This is a genomic window from Halolamina sp. C58, assembly GCF_051195095.1.
Taxonomy (GTDB): Archaea; Halobacteriota; Halobacteria; order Halobacteriales; family Haloferacaceae; genus Halolamina.
In genome coordinates this window covers 1397357-1416642 of record NZ_JBNTJY010000001.1, presented here as the reverse complement: position 1 = coordinate 1416642, position 19286 = coordinate 1397357, and the positions used below count along the sequence as shown (strand labels likewise).

Sequence of the window (19286 nt, the reverse complement as noted above, 5' to 3'; positions counted from 1 at the left end):
TCGGCGCAGTACCGAATCCCCACCCCTCCCCCGCGGGCCGGCGACGATTGCCGGCCCGCGGCGTCCACCGCCCCGCTACCGCACCGCTGTAGCTGTCGGCGCGCGACGTGAGCGCCTCCGTGCGCGAACGAGCGCGCGAGGGACGACCGAACGGAGTGAGGGAGTCGGCTGGGGAGGCTTGTGGGCTGTGCGGGGCGGTGCGGTCGCAAGTTGCCAAGCATCGAGACGCTGTTGCTGTTCGCAGTCGAAACACCGAACTCCGTGGTAGCGTTCGTGCTCTACCCTCACCCCCGATCCAGTATCCCGGTCACTGCTTTCGACCCGGGACCCACTCGATCGAAACACTGCCCGTCCGCTCCGAAAACGGCATACTCCCGCATCCACACCACCCCGCATGGAGTACGAGGAGCCGAAGTTCTTCCAAGTGATGGGCTACGTCGGCGAGGCCGAGCACGACGTGGTCGACATGGTCAGCGGCAACCCCGACTGGGAGCCGCCAGAGGCGCTCCGCGACGGACTCAAAGAGTACGCCGAGTTCGAACCCGACCGCTTCCAGTACCCGCCTAGCGACGGGACTGCCGAACTCAAAGCCGAGATCGCCCAGCGCCGCGGTGTCGACCCCGAACGCGTCGTGATCACCAACGGCACCGGCGAGGCGAACTACCTCGGGATGGCCGCCGCGCTCGAACGCGACCTCGGCGACGAAGTGCTGTTGACCGATCCGGTCTACCCCTACTACCCCGGGAAGGCGCGGATGCTCGGCGGCGACCCGACGTTCGTCCCCGCCAACCGCGACGGCAGCCTCGACGTGGCCGCCTACCGCGACGCGATCAGCGACGAGACGGCGCTCGTGGTGCTCAACACGCCGAACAACCCCACCGGCGCGGTGTACGACCACGGGAAGGTCGAGGAGATCGTCCGCCTCTGCGAGGAGCACGACGCGCTCGCGGTCGTCGACGAGGTGTACGACCACTTCGACCTCTCGGGGACGTTCGAGTCCGCGCTGACGATCGACTCCGAGAACCGCATCGTCACTTCCGGCTTCTCGAAGTCGCTCGCGATCACCGGGTTCCGTGTTGGGTACGCGATCTTCCCCGAGTGGCTGGCCGAGAACGCGAAAGCCCGGCACATGCTGGTCAACGTCGCGACCACGCGCCCGGGCCAGCACGCAGTCCTGCGCGGGCTGGAGGGCGCCGACGCCGCGTACTACGAGGCGGCCCGCGAACTGATCCGCGAGCGCGTGGACACGTTCACCGACGCGCTCGACGCCGCGGGCGCGGAGTACACCCGCCCCGACGGCGCGTTCTACGTGATGGCCCGCTTCGACGACTACCCGGGCACGATGGCGAACGTCGAACGCCTGATCGACGAGGCCGGCGTCGCCGGGATGCCCGGCGAGGGGTTCGGCGAAGCGTACGACGACTGGCTCCGCTTCGCGCTGGTGACGCCCCGCGTCGAGGAAGCCGCCGAGCGGTTGGCCGCGTTCTTCGAGTAACAGCCCGCTGGCGCTTCTGGGACCGTTTGTCGCTCTCGATCGGTCCCCCCGGGTTCACTCGCGGGCCACGAATAAACGCTATATCGGGATATCGAACCTCGTTCAGCGCCGCCACACAACGCTCAAGCGCCCCCGGCGAGAACGCCCGCCCGTGTCGACCCGCGAGGAGAAACGGGAGCTCGGCCTCGAACTGCTCGCCCATCTGGAGGACGAGGAGCTCTCGCTGGCGGAGACGATCGACCGGCTTGAGGCGGTCACCACCAGCCCCGCGCTCACCCGGGAGATCCTCGACGACGCCGAGAAGCGCGGGCTGATCGAACGCGAGGACGGCCGGCTGCGTACCCGGACCGGCGGCACGTTCGTGCGGTTCGAGAGCGAGGTGGTCGAACGCGAGGGCGACTACGACTGCCGGCGCTGTGGGGCCGACATCTCGACAGGACACTTCGTCCAGTTCGAGACTGGGGAACTGGGGCCGTTCGGCCCCTCCTGCGTGCGGAAAGTCCTCGGCCGGGAGTAGCCCTCGACGCTACCGTTCGCCGGCGATCACGTCGACCGTAGCGTCCTCCTCGTACGGCTCGTCGAACTCGGCCAGTCGCTCCCGAACCGCGCTCTCGAACGCCTCCCGATCGTCGCCGAGGACGGCGGGCGAGCAGAACGAGAGCGAGAGCAGATAGCCGACCACACCGTCGGCGTCCCACTCGCGTTCGACCTGGAAAACGCGCTCCTCGGCGTCGAACCCGTGTTCGTCGAGCAAGTCAGCCCACGACTCCTCGTACTCGACGGGACCGGTGCGCTCGGGCGGATCGTCGAGGAACTCGGTGACGACCTCGCACACCGCGTCCTGCCAGTCGGCGGTGCCGCGGGCCAGCCACTCGGTGTCGCTGAGGAGTGCCACGCCGCCACCGCTCTCGGTGATCTCGTGGAGGGTGTCGAGCGTTCGTTCTTGATCCATCCAGTGGAACGACCGGCCCATCACGGTCAGCCGCAGTGGGTCGAGATTGTCGGCCATCTCGGGCAGGTCGGCGTCGCTGCCGACCCGCCACTCGGTGTTCTCGGCGTCGACGACCGCGGCGCGCTCGCGGGCGTGGTCCAGCATCGCCTCGTTCGGGTCGACGCCGACCACCTCGCCGACGTGAGGCGCCAGCGCGACCCCGAGGCGGCCGGTGCCACAGCCGAGGTCGAGCAGCCCGCCGGTGCCGTCGAGGAAGCGCTCCCGCAGGTAGTCGATCGCGTCGTCGTCGTACTCCGGTCGGTAGACGGCGTACTGCTCGACGGTCGTCGCGAAGCGTGCCGCCGGATCGTCAACGTCGTCGCTCATGGAGCGAAACGGCGGGACGGATCGGAGAAATCGCTTCCGCTACCAGGCCGACCAGGCGCTGGTCCGCTCGTCGCGGCCGAACACGCGCTTAATGTCCTTCGCGAACGCGAGGTCGCCCTCGTGGTCAAGCTTCTTGTGGCGGTAGTCGTCCGCGACGGCGTCCCGGAGCTGGAGGCTGTCGACGGTGAACTCGTCGTCGCCGAACTCGTAGCTCTCGCCGACGACGAACTCGAAGTCGCCCGGGAGGAACACTTTCGTGCTGCGGGACTGCTCGTTGCGCCCGTCGCCCTCCTTGGGGTGGATGGTGACGTTGACGCCGACGTTGTCGACGACGCGGGTCCAGACGGTCTCGACCTCGTCCATCTCGGCGTGTTCGGTGCGGCGCTCGGGGCCGACCTCGATGCTCGTGACCTCGACCTGCTGGATCGCCGCCTCGGTCTCCACGACGAACTCGTCGCCGGTCTCGACCGTCTCCTCGCTCTCGGCGTCGAGTGTGGTCTTGTACGAGTCACCGTCCTGTGAGACCACCACGTCGACGGTGACCTCGTCGGGCGTCTCGATCGTCTCCTTGTGGACGTGGCCACACTCCGTACAGCGAACCGTCGACTGCCCGCCCGGCGACAGCACCTCGTGGACCGTCTGCTCGCGAGGCGAGCAGGACGGACAGGTGAGGGGGACGCGCTCGGCTGAATCGCTCATACCCGTGGTTCCCGTTCGAGCGGTTTAAGCCCGCGTTTTCGCGGGGCAGCGTGACAGGGACCGCCGTGGCTCAGGGCAGCGCCCGCAGGTCCGCCAGCATCTCGTCGAGCTCCTTGGTCGACGCCGCCAGCGAGAAGCCGTCCCGCTTCGCGAGCGCGGGCGCGTGATCCCACACGTCCTCGGGCTCGATCCCGTGGAGCACGACCGCGTTCGGCGTCGGCGTCAGCACGCGCAGCGCCACCAGCGGCGACTCGCCGCGCGTCACCTCGGTGAACACGAGCGCGCGGTCGGTCGACTCGCCGTAGAGGCGGTAGAACTCCTCGCTGGAGAGGCGGGTGATCGCCTCGATGCTGTCGATCACGGTGTGGCCGTTGACGTGCTCGGCGCCGCCGTCGGCGAGCTCGGTCGCGCCGGTGGCCTCGTAGAACTCGGCCATCGGGACCGCGCGGGTGTACTCCCGGAGGTCGAGCACGATGTCGCTCTCGAACCCCGCGGTCACCACCCGCGCGTACTGGCGGATGTGCGCGCCGCCGCGGGCGGCGTCGATCGCGAGCAGCCCCTCGACGAGCCGGCGAACGACCCCGATCCCCGGGCTCTCCCGGCGGCCGCTCTCGTAGTCGGAGACGACCGACGAGGAGACGCCGAGCTCCTCCGCGAGGGCGGTCTGGGACACCTCGAAGTCGGTTCGCCACTTGCGAAGGGTCGCGCCGGGGTCGTCGGAGATAACCACTTCGCCGGCGATCCGGCGGGCGAGTCGGCGCTCTGCGTTCTCGGTCACGGGTTTGGGTGGGCGGGGGACTGAGAAAGGCGTATCGGAGCGATTCTTCTGAGTGAACTGGGTTTTGGTAAGTTGGGCCTCCTCGTCTCGTTCCACTCGCTGGATCAGCAACACCGTGAAAGCCCCTGACTGCTCCGGTCGGTGGGCTTGCTGCGCTCCTCGCTTCGCTGCGGTGCTTGCGTCGCCCGCCTTCCCGGAGCAGTCAGCCCCTTTCAGTCCCGCCGGACCGCACAGCCCACGAACCTCCCCAGCCGACTCACTCGCTCACTCCGTTCGCTCGTTCGTCCCTCGCGCTCGGGTCGCGCACGGAGGCGCGACCGCTTCGCGCCAACCGCACTGCCAATCAGAATCCGCAGGGAACCAGCCTACTCCTCCAGCGTCACGCTCTCGTCCGCCGCACTTCGTAGCGCGTCCGAGCGGCCGTAGCTCCCCGGCGCGATCGCAAGCGTTCGTACGCCCTCCCGGCCAGCCAGCTCCAGCGCGGGCTTGAAGTCCGTGTCCCGCGAGGCGATCGCGACCGTCCGGACGCCGTTCCGGAGCACGAACTCGGCCACGTCGACGGCGAGTTTCACGTCGACGTCGCCGCTGGTGGTGATCACCTCGAACCCGTGGGCCTCCGCCGCCCGGATCAGGCTCCCCGGCGCCTGCTCGTTCAGGTAGAGCCGCGCCGACACGACACGCCCCGAGGCGGCCGCGGCCGCTCGCACGTCGTCCAGATCCACGTCGAACTCGTCGCGTAACACGTTCGGCCCGTCGACGAACAGCGCGACTCCCTCGCGCCGCTCGTCGAACAGCCCCCGCAGCCAGTCCATACACCTGCCTGCGCCCGCCTCGGGATATCGCTTCCGGGACTCGCCGATCGTCTCCTGAGCTGATGATAGAAGTCAAATTAGAGAATCATTTACGAGCTAACAAGAAATATTCAGGCTTTTTCGATAGAAATATATGTCCGATCCGCAGTTGTGATGGCACACCATGTCAGACGGTGACAGCAGCCACCATGGTCGACGGAGCGTTCTGAAAGGTATCGGCGCGCTGGGCGCCGCCGCGGGCTTTGCGGGCGTGAGCGCCGCGACGCCGGGTCGCGGTGCCGGAGCGAAGGAGGACGAGATCCTCGTCGGCGTCTCCGCGACCGCCGACGACGTCGGGAGCACGGTCGCGAACTACGTGCCGGGCAACGCCGAAGTCGTCCACACCAACGACACGCTGCGCTACGTCGCGGTGAAGTTCCCGAGTACGGCCGCCGACGTGGCCCGAGAGAACTTCGTCGAGGCGATCACGAAGAAAGACCACGTCAAGTACGCCGAGCACAACGCGACCCACGAGGCGCTGGCGACGCCGAACGACCCGCAGTTCGGCGACCAGTACGCGCCCCAGCAGGTGAACGCGCCGACGGCGTGGGACACGACGTTCGGGAGCTCGGACGTGACCATCGCCGTCGTGGACACCGGGGCGCAGTACGACCACCCAGACCTCGCGGGCAACTACGCCAGCGACCCGGGACAGGATTTCGTCGACAGCGACGGCGACCCGGCGCCGGACGACGCCCAGAGCGAGTACCACGCGACCCACGTCTCCGGCTGTGCGGCGGCGGTCGTCGACAACGGCACCGGCGTCGCCGGACAGGGGAACTCCACGCTGATCAACGGCCGCGCGCTTGACGAGAACGGCAGCGGCTCCACCGCCGACATCGCCGACGCGATCCAGTGGGCCGCCGATCAGGGCGCCGACGTGATCAACCTCAGTCTCGGCGGCGGCGGCTACACGGAGACGATGAAGAACGCGGTGAGCTACGCCACGAACAACGGCGCGCTCGTGATCGCGGCGGCGGGCAACAACGGCTCCGGATCGGTCTCCTACCCCGCAGCGTACTCCGAGTGTCTCGCGGTCTCGGCGGTCGACGACAGCGAGAACCTCGCGTCGTTCTCCCAGTACGGCAGCTCGGTCGAACTCGCCGCGCCGGGCGTCGACGTGCTCTCGACGACGACCCAGACCCGCGGGGGGTACGAGCAGCTCTCGGGCACCTCGATGGCGACGCCGGTCGTCTCCGGCGTCGCCGGCCTCACGCTGGCCCAGTGGAGTTCGCTCTCGAACAGCGACCTCCGGAGTCACCTCAAGAACACGGCCGCGGACATCGGCCTCTCCAGCGACGAACAGGGGAGCGGGCAGGTCGACGCCGCGGCGGCGGTCACCACCGAGCCCGGGAGCGGTGACGGCGGCGACGGCGGTGACGGCGGCAGCGGTGACTCCACGTCGTCGTCGGTCAGCGGCAGCCTCTCGGGCTACTGGGACTACGACGACTACAGCTACGCGTGGAACTACGACAGCCCTTCGCAGGTCGTGATCGAACTCGACGGCCCCGCGGACGCGGACTTCGACCTCTACGTCAACACCGGCACCACCGCGAACGCGACGCCGAGCGACTACGACTACGGCTCCTACACCGCCGACAGTCAGGAGACGATCGTGATCGACACCCCCGACGACTCCACGGCGCTCCAGATCGACGTGGACTCCTACAGCGGCTCGGGGAGCTACACGATGACGGTCACCGAGTACCAGTAACGCCGTCGGGCCATCACGCGGCCCGATCTCGGTGAACGACCGACGAAAGGTCAGACGTGCGACACACCGTCCGTCACCCGGTGGATTTTTTCTCGTACCTCGTAGAGTGTCGAGGTATGCCTGTGGCACCACGCCATGTGGGTCATGCCGCCGCCCGTTCGACGGCGACGGGTGGTCTAACGTGGTAGAACGGACTCGCACGCTCGGCTTCCGCGTCGCGTTCGCGCTGGGGCTGGGAACGATGATCGCGGCGGGGATCTTCTCGCTGTCCGGGACTGCGGTCTACCGGATCGGTTCCAGCGCGGTCATCTCGTTCGTGATCGCGGCGCTGGTCGCGAGCATCACCGCCGCGGCGTACTCGGAGTTCGCGTCGATTTACTCCGAGAACGGCGGCGGCTACCTGTTCACCTCCCGTACGTTCGAGGAGCGGGACCTGTTGACCTACGCGATCGGCGCGTCGCTGTTCCTCGGCTACACGGGAACGACTGCCTTCTACCTCGCGACGATGGACGAGTGGTTCTTCCTGTTTATCCTCCCCGAGTCGGTCGGGTCGGTGCTCCCCCACGGCACGGTCGGGATCGCCGCCGCACTCCTGCTGGGGACGCTGAACGCCCGCGGGACCGAGGAGTCCGGCACGTTCCAGGTGATCGTCACGGCGGCGAAGGTGGCGGTCCTGTTCGTGTTCATCGGCGGCGCGATCAACTTCGCCGGCCCCGGACAGGCGACCGCGACGTTCACCGGCGGCTTCGGCAGCGTGATCGGCCAGTCGACCGACATCCTCTCGGTCGCCGCGCTGGCGTTCATCACCTTTTTCGGCTTCTCGGCGATCGCGGCCTCGGCGGGCGAGATCATCGATCCGAAGAACACGGTGCCGAAAGCGATCGCGGCGTCGATCGTCACGGTCACCGTACTGTACACGTTCGTCATCATCGCGATGGTGAACACGCCGGAGACCATCGCGGGCCAGCCCCGCGGCGAGGTGCTCCAGGCCGGCGAGACCGCGATGGGGAAAGTCGCGGCCGCGTTCCTCGGCCCGTTCGGGCAGCTGCTGATCGTCGCGGGCGCGGTGTTCTCGATGGTGTCGGCGTCGAACGCGTCGATCCTCGCGGCCTCCGGGATCGGCTCGCTGATGGGCCGGCAGGGCGACGCCCCCCGGAAGTTCTCCCGGATCCACCCCGACTACGGCACGCCCTTCTTCTCGGTGAGCGCCGCGACCGCGGTGATCGCCGGCCTCATCTTCGTGTTCATCACGCTGTTCGGGCACCACGGCGTGCTCGGGTCCATCGGTACGGTCCCGACACTCGGCCTCAACCCCCTGACCGGGTTCGCGACGTTCAACCTCCTCGTCCCGCTGTCGGTGGTGAACATCGCGCTGATCTACTCCCGGCGGACCAAGCCCGGCCTCACCCGTGGGTTCGAGATGCCGCTCGTTCCCTACCTGCCCATCCTCGGCGTGATCGCCAACGTCGCGCTGGTGTACAAGCTGCCCACGCTGGGCGTGATCATCGGCGTTCTCCTGACGGTGCTGGTGATCGCCGCCTACGTGTTCTGGGGCGGCGCGCCCGAGGCCGACGAACTAGTCGAGGAGGCCGCCAGCGAGCGGCAGGTGGTCGGCTCCATCGGCGACGGCGGCGATCACGCGCTGCCGAGCGTCGACGACCGCTTCACGGTGCTGGTGCCGGTGAACCGCCTCGAGCGCGCGGTCGACCACGCGCGGCTGGCTTCTCGTATCGGCGAACTGTACGACGGCGCGCCGGTCGTGAAGGTGCTCAACACCGTCGACGTGCCGGATCAGGCCGACTCGACGGCGTTTCTCGACACGGCCGAGGAGCGCATGCGGAAGCTCGAGTCCGAACTCGCCGAGATCGAGGACGAGGTGTCGGCGGACCTGCTCGCGGAGGGGCACGTCTCCCGGGACGTGGCGTTCGACATCCTCCAGACCGCCCGCGACGACGAGGTCGACCGCATCCTGATGGGGATCCCCGAGGAGCACCCCCACATCACCGAGCAGGTGGAGTACGAGGCGCCGTGTGACACGCTGTTCGTCGGGGGCGGGGAGCAGCCCGACGACCTCTCCCGAGTCACCATCGGCGCCGGCGGCGGCCCTCACCACAACGCGCTGCTCGATCTGGCCGAACGGCTGGGCGACGTGGGGAGCCGCATCGACGTCGTGAGCGTCGAGCCGGAGGGGAAAAGCGGGATCGCGGAGGACGTCGAGCCGACGCTCGCGGTGTTCGACGAGGACGAGGACGTCCACGTCCACAACCTCACCGGCGAGAACATCGCGGCGACGCTGGTCGAGCAGGCCGCCGAGTACGATGCAACGCTGATCGTCGGCGCGACCCGGACCCGGCTCCTCCGGCAGTGGGTGTTCGGCTCCACCACCGACCGTGCGGTGTCGCTGGCCGAGGAGCGGGGCGTGCCGGTGATCGTCTACGCGACCGCGGCGGCCGGCGGCTACCGCGGCCGCCTCAGCGAGGCGCTGTTCGCGCCGTACCGCTACCTCCGCAAGCATCTGTAGCCGAGAGCCCCAGACCTATTAGCGGCCCCCGCCAACCCCGGCGTAATGGCGACGTGTGACGAGTGTGGCAAGCAAGAGAACATGCCCTACGAGTGCCGCCGGTGTGGCGGCACGTTCTGTGCGGAGCATCGACTCCCGGAGAACCACGACTGTCCGGGGCTAGAGTGGGACGACCCCGTCGGCGTGTTCGATCAGGCCGAGGAGCGCGACGCCGGCACGAGCGGGGGGAGCCGCGCCGGCCTCCGCCGCCGCGCGCGCTCGCTCTGGCGGAGCTACGTCCAGAACAACGCGACGTTCGTGTTCCTGCTGTTGATGTGGGTGACGTGGGTGGTCCAGCTCGCGCTCCGCGTGTTCGCGCCCGAACTGGAGCCGACGCTGTTCTGGCTCCAGTCCGAACACCCGGAGTACGTCTGGACGTGGTTCACGTCGGTGTTCGCCCACGGCGGCATCGTCCACATCGCGGCCAACAGCATCGGGATCTTCTTCTTCGGGCAGGTGGTCGAGCGCCGCATCGGCACCAAGCGCTTCGTCGGGCTGTTCCTCGTCTCGGGGGCGGTCGCCGGCCTCGCACAGATCGGCGCGAGCATCGCACTCTCGCCCGGGATCCCGACCTCGGTCGTCGGCGCCAGCGGGGCGCTGCTCGCGATCATGGGCGTGCTCACCATCCTGAACCCGGGGCTGACCGTCTACCTCTGGTTCTTCCTCCCGGTGCCGATCTGGGCGCTCACCATCGGCTTCGCCGCGCTCAGCCTGCTCCAGGGGTTCGGACAGATCGCCGGCGGCGGCGGGATCGCCCACTGGGCACACCTCGCGGGGCTGGCGATCGGGCTGGCCTACGGGCTGTACGTGCAGGATCAGGTCGAACCACCGAGACAGCTCCAGTTCGGCGGCGGCCGCGGGCCGGGCGGTCCCGGCCGCGGTGGCGGTCGGTTCTGAGCCGTGGCGCTCGACCGACCCGAGTTCCGCCCCGATCCGGCGCTCTCCCGTGAGGAGATGGAGGCGCTCCAGCGCGAGATCGCCGATGCCGCCACCTTCGCGGACGAGCTCCCGTTCGATCCGGACACGGTCGGCGTGGATGGCCCCGTCGAGGCCGACAGGACCGGGAACGAGCGGCTGGGCAGCAGCGACGCGCCGGTGATCGTCGGCGTCGATCAGGCGTTCCTCGACGAGCGCGCGGTCTCGGCGATCGTCGCGATCCAAGACGGCGCCGTGATCGAGCGGGCCCACGCGGTCACGCCGCTGTCGATTCCCTACATCCCGGGGCTGCTCGCGTTCCGCGAGGGCGGACCGATCCTCGCGGCGTTCGAGGCGCTCGATGTCGACCCCGATCTCGCGGTGTTCGACGGCTCCGGCCGGATCCACTTCCGGCAGGCCGGCATCGCGACCCACGTCGGCGTCGCGCTCGACCTGCCCAGTGTCGGCGTCGCGAAGAACCTCCTCTGTGGGGCGCCCGTCGAGCCCGTCGACGACCGGCCGGCGGGCTGGTCGACGCCGGTCGAGGCGGACGACAGCGTAGAGGCGCCCGACGGGACCGTGATCGGCCACGCCTACCAGTCCCGGCAGTGGGATCGCGACCAGTCGATCAACCCTCTCTACGTCTCGCCGGGCCACCGCGTCTCGGCGGCGACGACGGTCGATCTGGTGGACACGCTGTGTGCGGGGTACAAGCTCCCCGAGCCCACTCGACTCGCGGATCGGTACGCCGACGACGTGACGGCGGAGTACGAGTAGCTCGCGCTCTCGGCCCTGTTTGCTCACACTTAACCCTCGGCCGGTCGAGCACGTACTCATGCGACCGGAGACGGTGTTGATCACTGGCTGTTCGTCCGGCATCGGCCGCGCCACCGCCGAGGCGTTTCTCGACGACGGGTGGACGGTGTACGCGACCGCGCGGGACACCGACGACCTCGCCGCACTCGAGTCTCACGAGAACTGCGTCACCGACGAGCTCGACGTGACCGACGACAGCGACGTTCGCAACGTCGTGAACCGGATACTCCGCAACGAGGACCGGATCGACTGTCTGGTCAACAACGCGGGCTACGCCCAGTTCGGCCCGACCGAGGAGCTGCCCGTCGAGGCCGTCGAGGACCAGTTCGAAGTGAACGTCTACGGCCCCCACCGGCTCACGCGGGCGGTGCTCCCGCACATGCGCGAGGCCGGCGGCGGGACGATCGTGAACCTCTCGTCGGTCGCCGGGCGGCTGTCGATGCCCGGCGGCGGCGCCTACTCGGGGTCGAAGTTCGCGCTGGAGGCGATGACCGACTCGCTGCGCTGGGAGGTCGACGGGCACGACATCGACGCGGTGCTGATCGAGCCCGGCCCGGTGCGGACGAACTTCAACGACCGCGCGACCGAGGAGAGCGACGCCGCCGAACGCACCGGCGCCTACGAGTGGTTCTGGTCGGCGTTCGAGGACACGCAGGTGCTCGGCGGCGACGGCCCCGGCGCGGTCGAGCCCGAGGCCGTCGCGACGACGATCGTCGACGCCGCGAACCTCACGGACCCGCCCGCACGGATGCCCGTGGGGACCGTCGCGAAACTGCTGGTGAAGAGTCGGTTCCTGCCCGATTCGGTGGTCGATGTGGCGATGCGGTTCGCGCGGAAGCGGTTCTGAGTGGAGTTCGGGTGCGAGGTTTCCGGTTTTCGTGGCGCATCTGTGATGCAGTGCATCGTTCTTGCCGTGACCTTCTCGGAAGTAGCCGCGAACAGCAACAGCAGCTTGATCGTTGGCACCTTGTAACCGCACCGCCCCGCACAGCCCTCGAACCTCCCCAACCGACTCGTTCGGGCTTCGCCCTCACTCGTCCCTCGCGCTCGGTTCGCGTCCGTTGACGCGAACGCTTCGCGCCGACAGCCACCGCGGTGCGGTGGCGGTGGACGCCTCGCGCTCGCCAGCGGTCGGCGAGCGCGGGGGGAGGGGTGGGGACTCGGCGCTGCGCCGAACACGAGGTTCGGCGCACTGCAGTCACAAGTGGTCAACGGTCGAGATGCTGTCGCCGTCGCGGTTCCAGTGGTCAACGATCGAGCTACTGTCGCGGTCACGGTTGCAGTGACCCACGATCGAGATGCTGTCGCGGTCGCTGTCAGCGACCACGGTACAGAGAACTGAATCAGCGAAAACCCAGAAACCGCACTCACCAACGAATCAGTCCAGACAGGCCGCCACGACCCGCAACGCCGCCTCCCCGCGCACGTCGTCGGCCAACAGCGGCACGCGCTTCACGTCCCGCCCGCGGTACAGGTCGCTCGCCCGACCCAGCGCGTCCTGCTGGACCGACCACCGACGCTGACAGAACTCACAGTCCTCGAGGTTCGGGGTGACGATCCAGTCGTCGTCGACGTCGTCCAGATCCGCCACGTCGGCGGGGTCCTCCATCACGCGGTTGACGACGAGCGTGTTCACGGGGATGTCGAACTCGTCCAGCCTGTTGACGAGGCGCTCGGACTCGGTGACGCTCATCGTCTCGGGCACCATCACCACCCGGAAGTCCGTCCGTTCGGGGTCCCGCAGCAGCGTGCGCAGGCGCTCGATGCGCTCTTTGAGCTCGTCGAGATCCTGCCTGCCCGCCGCCTCGTCGCCGTCGCCGCCGAAGACGCCCTTGATCCCGTCCATCATCCCGGAGAACTGCTGGCGGAGCTTCACCATCCGGCCGACCATCGTGTCGAGCATCTCCGGCAGCTGGAGCAGCCGCAGCGTGTGCCCCGTCGGCGCCGTGTCGACGACGACGCGGTCGAACCGCGGGTCGTCCATGTGCTCGATCAGCTTCTGCATCGCCGCGGCCTCGTCGGCGCCGGGCATCGTCCCCCCCAGCAGCGACTCCATCCCCGCGCCGTCGCCGAGCATCCCTGCGAGATCGCCGACGGGGCCCTCCTCCTGCTGGGCGGCGAAGAAGCCCTCCTCCATCGCGGCGTCGGGGTCGATCTCGACGCCCCACAGCGGTACGTCCTCCCGGAGTCGACTCGGGTGGGCCGGGATGTCGGTGTCGAGCGTGTCCGACAGCGAGTGGGCGGGGTCCGTCGACACCACGAGCGTCTTCGTCCCGGCCGCGGCGGAGGCCAGCGCCGTCGCCGCCGCACAGGTGGTCTTGCCAACGCCGCCTTTCCCGCCGTAGAGGACGTACTCCGGCGCGTCGACGGTTTCGGGGAGGGCGGTTTCGACGTCGAGCGTCTCGGGGGCGTCGTGGTCGGTCGCCGCCACGTCGACGGACTCCTCGTCCTCGACGGCGTCGACCGGTTCCACGTCGATCTCGCTCATTGGCGGTGCTGGGCGGCGAGGCCTTGTGTGTCTCTCGGTCCGGAGACGGTCACCGCTCCCAGTCGCTCGGGACGTACTGCCCGAAGTTCGGCGCCTCCCGCGCCCCGAGCGGTCGGAACGCCCGCTCGCCGTCGACCCGGAACTCCGCGATCGTCGAGCGTGCGCGCCCGGTCAGGTGTCCCACGAACGCCATCGCGAGCGCGTCGGCGACGTCGTGCCGTGCGGGATTCGTGGGAATGACCGCGTACTCGTTGCGCAGCAGCGGCGGCGGGTCGTCGATTCCGCGGTCGACGTGGGCCGTCAACGACCCCTCACGGACGGTGAGGAAGGTCCCGCGGTCGGTCAGCGTGTACGCCCCCAACCCCTCGGCGACGGCGAGCGTGTCGCCCATCCCCTGCCCGGTTTCGCGGTACCAGTCGCCGCCGGGATCGACGCCGGCCGCCGCCCAGATGCGCTGCTCGCGGATGTGGGTGCCCGAGCGGTCGCCCCGGGAGACGAACGCAGCTTCGGCGTCGGCGATCGCGCGGAAGGCGGCGCGCGGGTCGCTTCCGGCGACGCCCGCGGGGTCGTCCGGCGGCCCCACGAGCAGGAAGTCGTTGACCATCAGCCCACGGCGGTTGAGACCGTGACCGGAGCGGAGAAACCGATCCTCCAGCGGGCGGGCGTGGACGACGACGAGGTCGCAGTCGCCGTTGCGGGCGGTTTCCAGCGAGCCGCCGGTGCCGCGCGGCAGCGTCCGAACCGAGGCGCCGAACGACGCCTCGAACTCCGGCACGACGGCGTCAAGCAGGCCGCTGTCGTACGCCGTCGTCGCCGTCGCGAGGGTCAGCGTGCCGGTGCCGTCGAACTCGGCGCTGTCGCCCTCGCCGGACTCGCCGGTACAGCCGGCCAGCGCCAGCGTCCCGCCGACGCCGACGGCCTGCAGGTAGCGCCGCCTGTCCATGCTTCAACAACCGTTCGACGTTTCAAATAGCTACTGGAGTAACTGAATACGGTTTTCACTCGCGACCACAAGCCCCATCGCCCTCCGGCGAGGAAAACGGCCGTGCAGCGACGTACCCGTGCAGTATTGGGGCTGGTGGTCCTCCTCGCCGTCGGTCTGGGCGCCGCGCTCACCTCGCCGCGGTGGGTGCTCGCCCGGCTGGACTGGCTGGCCGCGGACCCGCTACGCTTCACGGCGGCGCTCGTCGTACTGGCGCTCGTTCGCCCGCTGCTCGCGTGGCCGACCACGCTGATCGCCGTCGTCGTCGGCTACGGCTGGGGGCTGCGCGGCCTCCCGATCGCGCTGGCGCTGATCGCGCTCACCAGCGTCCCGCCGTTCCTGCTCGCCCGCCGGTCCGCCGACGGCGGGCGGTTCGCGACCGCGGGCGCGCGGGCGGTCGACGCCACGGGCGACCTGCGGAGCGTGATCGTGAGTCGCCTGCTCCCGGCGCCGTCCGACGTTGTGTCCGTCGGCGTCGGGCTTTCGGGCGTCCCGCTTCGGGCGTTCCTCGTCGGAACCGCGATCGGCGAACTCCCGTGGGCCGTCGCGGGCATCGTCGCCGGCCAGTCGATCGAGCGCGTGCTCCGGGAGGGGCTGGGCGCCGTGATCGACCTGCAGCTGATCCTCGCGGCGGCCGTCGCCGCCGTCCTCCTGCTCGCCGGCCCGGCGTACCGCCACCTCGCCGGCGCGGACGCGAGCTAACCGAACAGCGACTCGCCGGTCATCGCCGCAGGCTCGTCCATCCCCAGCAGCGTGAGGATCGTCGGCGCCACGTCGGGGAGCGACCCGCCTTCGCGGATCGTCCGCCCGCCCGCGTCCCGCTCCGGAGAGACGTAGATTAGCGGGACGGGGTTGAACGTGTGGGCGGTGTGGGGCGACTCGGGCGTCCCCATGTCGTCGGCGTTGCCGTGGTCGGCGGTCACGAGCAGGTGTGCGCCGGCATCGGTGACCGCATCGGCGAGCCGGCCGAGCTCGCGGTCGACCGCCTCGACGGCTTCCACGGCCGCGTCGAAGTCGCCGGTGTGGCCCACCATGTCGGGGTTGGCGTAGTTGAGTACCAGCGCGTCGGGATGGCGTTCGTCGTCGGCGATCGCCGCGACCGCGGCGTCGGTCACCTCCGCCGCGGACATCTCGGGCTGGAGGTCGTACGTCGCCACGTCGGGCGACGCGACGATCCGGCGGTTCTCCCCGTCGAACGGTGGCTCCCGCCCGCCGTTGAAGAAGTAGGTGACGTGGGGCTCCTTCTCGCTCTCGGCAATCCGGAGCTGCGTCCGTCCGCTCTCGGCCCACAGCTCCCCCAGCGTCCGCTCGGGGTCGTTCGGCGGGAACGCGACGGGGAACGGGTACGTCTCCTCGTAGCGCGTCATCGTCGTCAGCCGGATCTCCGGGCGATCGAGTTCGAACGGCCAGCCGTCGGTGTTCACGCCGCCGAGCAGCCGACAGAGCTGCCGGGTCCGGTCGGCCCGGAAGTTGAACGTGATCACCGAGTCGCCGTCCGCAAGCGCCGGCCGGCCCGTGACCAGCGTCGGCTCGACGAACTCGTCGGTGTCGCCGCGCTCGTAGCTCTCCTCGACTGCGGCGACCGCGGAGTCGGTTTCGTATCGCGCGTTTCGGTTTACGATCGCGTCGTACGTCTCTCGCGTCCGCTCCCAGTTGTGGTCACGGTCCATCGCGTAGTACCGCCCCGTTACGGTGGCAACGTGGCCGGTTCCGTGCTCGTCGATAACGTCCCGGAGTTCGGTGAGGTACTCGACGCCACTTTCCGGCGGCGTGTCCCGCCCGTCGGTGAACGCGTGGGTGACGCTGTCGACGCCGCGTTCGGCCGCGAGTTCGATCAACGCGTGGAGATGCGCTTGGTCGGAGTGGACGCCGCCGTCGCTGACCAGCCCCGCGAAGTGGACCCGGCCGTCGTGGGTGGCGGCGTGCTCGAACGCGTCGCCGACGGCGTCGATCTCGCCCAGTTCGTCGTCCGCGATGGCGTCGTTGATCCGGGTGTAAGGCTGTTTGACCACGCGGCCGGCGCCGAGGTGGGTGTGGCCGACTTCGCTGTTGCCCATCTGCCCCTCGGGGAGCCCGACCCGGCGCCCGTGGGCGGTCATCGTCCCGAACGCCCCCCCCTCGCGGAGCGCGTCGAAGTTCGGCGTCGCCGCCGCGCCGACGGCGTCCCGGCCGGTCTGATCGTCGGGCGCGAGCCCCCAGCCGTCGAGGACAACGAGTGCTGCGTCCATGCGGGAGCGGTGGGCTGGGCGGCGTATCACGCCTTCGGTGGGCCGACAGACCCATACCCGTTCGCGAGAAATCGGAGCCAACAACCGTGGACCTCGACAGTCTCGGCAGACGCCGGCTCCTCGCCGCACTCGCCGGTGGCGGCGCGGCGACGGCCGGCGGTGCGTACCTGTTCACCGGCGGCCAGCCCGCCGAAACCGACGCCCTCGGTGACGAGGAGTCCCGTCGGCTGGCCGAGGCCCACGCGCCGACGCTGTACTACGGCGCGCGCGAACAGTGGCCCGCCACGGACCCCCGCGAGTACACGAGCGAGCGCGATGACGAGACGATCGTCGACGGGTTCGACGCGCTCGACGGCTACACCGCGGACAGTCGCGAAGTCGACTACCCTCACCCGACGGTGTTCTACCACGCCGTCGACTACCCGGACTCGCCGCTGTCCTGCGTTCAGTTCTGGATCTACTCCGCGTTCGATCAGTTCTCGACCAACTTCCACTGGCACGACTGGGAGGTGTTACACGTGTTCGTCGACCGTTCTGCGAAGGGGACCGAGTCGCCGACGGAGACGGGGTCGGCGTCGACGACCGCCGAGGGAACGGGCGAGCCGGTGTTGTTCGTCGCTTCGGCACACTCCCGAAAGGTGCCGAACAACGAGCACCTCGACCCCGACGTGGCGCGTGCCTCGATCATCAGCGAGGTCGGCTCCCACTCCAGCACGCTCGGGGTGAACGCTCGGCCGACGACGTTCCAGCGGACGGCCGTCGACGGGCTCGCGCCCGACATCAGCAACGATCCGGTCGAGGTCATCTCCGGCGAGGCGTCGCTCCCGCTGGCGTACGGGCTCCCGCGGGACGAGGGGTTGGTGCTGCCCTACGCGGTCCCGGAGTACGACGGCGATCCGCTCCCGGAACACGACCGACTGCCGAACGTCGGGCCCGACGATCTGGTCCCGGACGAGCTCACCGTCGACTCGTACGACGAACTCGCGAGCCCGCCGGAAGACATCCCTAAGCGCGAGGGTGACGTGGCGTTCGTTCCCGACGCCGGCGCAGACGCGACCGCCGACGTCGACGCGCGGTACGAGCTGGTCGATATCGAGGAACTCCAACAGATCGACGCGTTCACCGGGCCGCAGCTGAGCTTCAGCTTCACCGTCCCGGAGTTCGTCGAGGACGCCGTCTCGGGCCACATCACGACCGTCGGCGTCCCGTGGGACCAGCCCCGGTTCGACAACCCGGCGACCGACATCAGCGACCCCCAACACCGGGCGGCGCTGGCCGACCGCTACGAGCCGATCGAGGCCGGGGGCGACGTGAGCCGCATCCTCGGCGCCGTCCGGGAGGCCACGGGCGCCGACGACGCCCCGGGGAGCAACGGCGTCTCGCTGCTCGCCCCCTCGATCGAGACGGTCGCGCTGCTCGAGAGCGATCCGGAAGCGGTCCCCTCGTTCTCGGGCGTCCTCGCGGTCGAGAACCCCGGGGAGGGTGACCACCGGCTCACCGTCAACGGCGCGGGGATGGCGCCCTACAGCGAACGGCTCGTCCACGAGGGCGGCACGACCCGGGCCGGGGTCGAGGGCGCGATCGCGATGAGCGCCGACGAGGACGCCGTGAAGGTGCGCGGGGAGAGCGCCGAGGGGACGACGCTCGAATCGGTCGCGTTCGACGACGACTTCGCCGGCCCGGTGTACGACGGCCGGCCGCCGGGGGAAGACGGTCGGTTCGGGATCTACGTCCACCGCGAGGGCGCCTACACCGCCGAGATCCGCGACGACTCGGGCGCGCGAGGGGCGCGCCGGGTCAACCCGAACGCCGACGACGAGGCCGTCGAACTCGCCGAGATCGAGACGGGGAAGGTCGCGTTGACCGACTTCCTGCTCCGGTTCCTCGTGGAGACCCGGCTCCAGACCGAAGCACTCCGGAACGACGAGGATATCGACGACGTGCCCACCGGACAGAACATCGACGAGGAACGGGTGGCCAGCGTCGTCGCGGCCGCACGAGAGAACGCCGGCGACCTCGTCGACGGAATCGAGGACGCGGTCGACAGCCTGCTCGACGGGGCGGACGAAGACGACGGGAACGGAGGCAACGGCGGTCGCGGTGGCGGCGTCACCGGCGTCGTTCGGCGCGTCGACGCCGCAGTGCTGGTCGCCGTCGCCGCGCGGGCGGCTGCCCGCGACGGCCGTGCGGAGGACGCCGACCGCCGGCTGGAGTCGCTCCGGACGCGGCTCTCGACCGTCGACGAGTCCGTCGAGGGAGAGGGGCTCCCGGGCGAACTGGCGTCGTTCGTGACGCGGCGAACGGCGAGTGTTCGGTCACGGATCGACGCGGCGGTCGCGGCGGACGTGGAGACGGCGTCGTAGCCCGGGGGTGGGCTCGGGCGTCGTCGGGGTGGAAACCGGGCGCTGTCGCCGGGATCGGTCCCGTCCCCGAGTGAGACAG

At 69.7% G+C, this 19286-nt stretch carries 17 protein-coding genes; 9 read left to right on the top strand and 8 right to left on the bottom strand.

The window, feature by feature from the left end; all coding sequences use genetic code 11:
• Positions 1-394: 394 nt before the first annotated feature.
• Together ACQUSM_RS07410 and ACQUSM_RS07405 are read left to right on the top strand one after the other, a co-directional pair.
• Entirely contained in the window at positions 395-1495 is a 1101-nt protein-coding gene (locus ACQUSM_RS07410) for a pyridoxal phosphate-dependent aminotransferase (RefSeq protein ID WP_435117269.1), read from the top strand.
• 151 nt (positions 1496-1646) lie between these two features.
• Positions 1647-2012, top strand: coding sequence for a DUF5830 family protein (locus ACQUSM_RS07405; RefSeq protein ID WP_435117267.1), 366 nt, complete (start codon positions 1647-1649; stop codon positions 2010-2012).
• A gap of 9 nt (positions 2013-2021) precedes the next feature.
• On the opposite strand, the gene ACQUSM_RS07400 is transcribed toward ACQUSM_RS07405, so the two are convergent.
• The 4 genes from ACQUSM_RS07400 to ACQUSM_RS07385 all read right to left on the bottom strand — a co-directional run bounded on the left by ACQUSM_RS07400 (position 2022) and on the right by ACQUSM_RS07385 (position 5102).
• A complete protein-coding gene (locus ACQUSM_RS07400; protein ID WP_435117266.1) occupies positions 2022-2813 on the bottom strand; it encodes a class I SAM-dependent methyltransferase in 792 nt (263 codons plus the stop codon).
• Between the two features lie 39 nt (positions 2814-2852).
• Positions 2853-3512, bottom strand: a complete 660-nt coding sequence (locus ACQUSM_RS07395; protein ID WP_435117265.1) for an HVO_0476 family zinc finger protein — start codon at positions 3510-3512, stop codon at positions 2853-2855.
• A gap of 70 nt (positions 3513-3582) precedes the next feature.
• Positions 3583-4290, bottom strand: a complete 708-nt coding sequence (locus ACQUSM_RS07390) for a helix-turn-helix domain-containing protein (RefSeq protein WP_435117263.1) — start codon at positions 4288-4290, stop codon at positions 3583-3585.
• Positions 4291-4655: 365 nt separating this feature from the next.
• Positions 4656-5102: an NYN domain-containing protein gene (locus ACQUSM_RS07385; protein WP_435117261.1), complete on the bottom strand. Its 447-nt coding sequence runs from the start codon at positions 5100-5102 to the stop codon at positions 4656-4658.
• Positions 5103-5265: 163 nt separating this feature from the next.
• On the opposite strand from ACQUSM_RS07385, the gene ACQUSM_RS07380 reads away from it, so the two are divergent.
• The 5 genes from ACQUSM_RS07380 to ACQUSM_RS07360 all read left to right on the top strand — a co-directional run bounded on the left by ACQUSM_RS07380 (position 5266) and on the right by ACQUSM_RS07360 (position 11993).
• Positions 5266-6855: a S8 family serine peptidase gene (locus tag ACQUSM_RS07380; protein WP_435117258.1), complete on the top strand. Its 1590-nt coding sequence runs from the start codon at positions 5266-5268 to the stop codon at positions 6853-6855.
• Positions 6856-7036: 181 nt separating this feature from the next.
• The gene (locus ACQUSM_RS07375) at positions 7037-9376 is read left to right on the top strand and encodes an amino acid permease (protein ID WP_435117256.1); all 2340 of its coding nucleotides are present in this window, start codon (positions 7037-7039) and stop codon (positions 9374-9376) included.
• 45 nt (positions 9377-9421) lie between these two features.
• Positions 9422-10312, top strand: coding sequence for a rhomboid family intramembrane serine protease (locus ACQUSM_RS07370; RefSeq protein WP_435117254.1), 891 nt, complete (start codon positions 9422-9424; stop codon positions 10310-10312).
• Positions 10313-10369: 57 nt separating this feature from the next.
• Complete coding sequence (locus ACQUSM_RS07365; protein WP_435118306.1) at positions 10370-11107, top strand: endonuclease V; 738 nt, start codon at positions 10370-10372, stop codon at positions 11105-11107.
• Between the two features lie 58 nt (positions 11108-11165).
• Positions 11166-11993, top strand: a complete 828-nt coding sequence (locus tag ACQUSM_RS07360) for an SDR family oxidoreductase (protein WP_435117252.1) — start codon at positions 11166-11168, stop codon at positions 11991-11993.
• 351 nt (positions 11994-12344) lie between these two features.
• Here ACQUSM_RS07360 and ACQUSM_RS07355 read toward each other — a convergent pair whose 3' ends face one another.
• Genes ACQUSM_RS07355 through ACQUSM_RS07345 form a run of 3 tightly spaced genes read right to left on the bottom strand, consistent with a single transcriptional unit; the run spans position 12345 to position 14577 of the window.
• Positions 12345-12473: a hypothetical protein gene (locus ACQUSM_RS07355; RefSeq protein ID WP_435117250.1), complete on the bottom strand. Its 129-nt coding sequence runs from the start codon at positions 12471-12473 to the stop codon at positions 12345-12347.
• A 51-nt stretch (positions 12474-12524) separates the two neighbouring features.
• Positions 12525-13634 carry an ArsA family ATPase gene (locus ACQUSM_RS07350; protein WP_435117248.1) on the bottom strand — a complete coding sequence of 370 codons (1110 nt, stop codon included), beginning with the start codon at positions 13632-13634 and terminating at the stop codon, positions 12525-12527.
• A gap of 49 nt (positions 13635-13683) precedes the next feature.
• Complete coding sequence (locus ACQUSM_RS07345) at positions 13684-14577, bottom strand: substrate-binding domain-containing protein (RefSeq protein ID WP_435117246.1); 894 nt, start codon at positions 14575-14577, stop codon at positions 13684-13686.
• Between the two features lie 102 nt (positions 14578-14679).
• Between ACQUSM_RS07345 and ACQUSM_RS07340 the strand changes: the two genes are divergently transcribed.
• Positions 14680-15318, top strand: coding sequence for a TVP38/TMEM64 family protein (locus ACQUSM_RS07340; RefSeq protein ID WP_435117244.1), 639 nt, complete (start codon positions 14680-14682; stop codon positions 15316-15318).
• On the opposite strand, the gene gpmI is transcribed toward ACQUSM_RS07340, so the two are convergent.
• A complete protein-coding gene (gene gpmI, locus ACQUSM_RS07335) occupies positions 15315-16844 on the bottom strand; it encodes a 2,3-bisphosphoglycerate-independent phosphoglycerate mutase (RefSeq protein WP_435117242.1) in 1530 nt (509 codons plus the stop codon). The two genes, ACQUSM_RS07340 and gpmI, sit on opposite strands and share 4 nt — an antisense overlap.
• Before the next feature lie 86 nt (positions 16845-16930).
• Here gpmI and ACQUSM_RS07330 point away from each other — a divergent pair, with 86 nt between their 5' ends.
• On the top strand, positions 16931-19207 hold the full coding sequence (locus ACQUSM_RS07330) for a hypothetical protein (RefSeq protein WP_435117239.1): 2277 nt from the start codon (positions 16931-16933) through the stop codon (positions 19205-19207).
• The last annotated feature ends 79 nt before the right edge of the window (positions 19208-19286 follow it).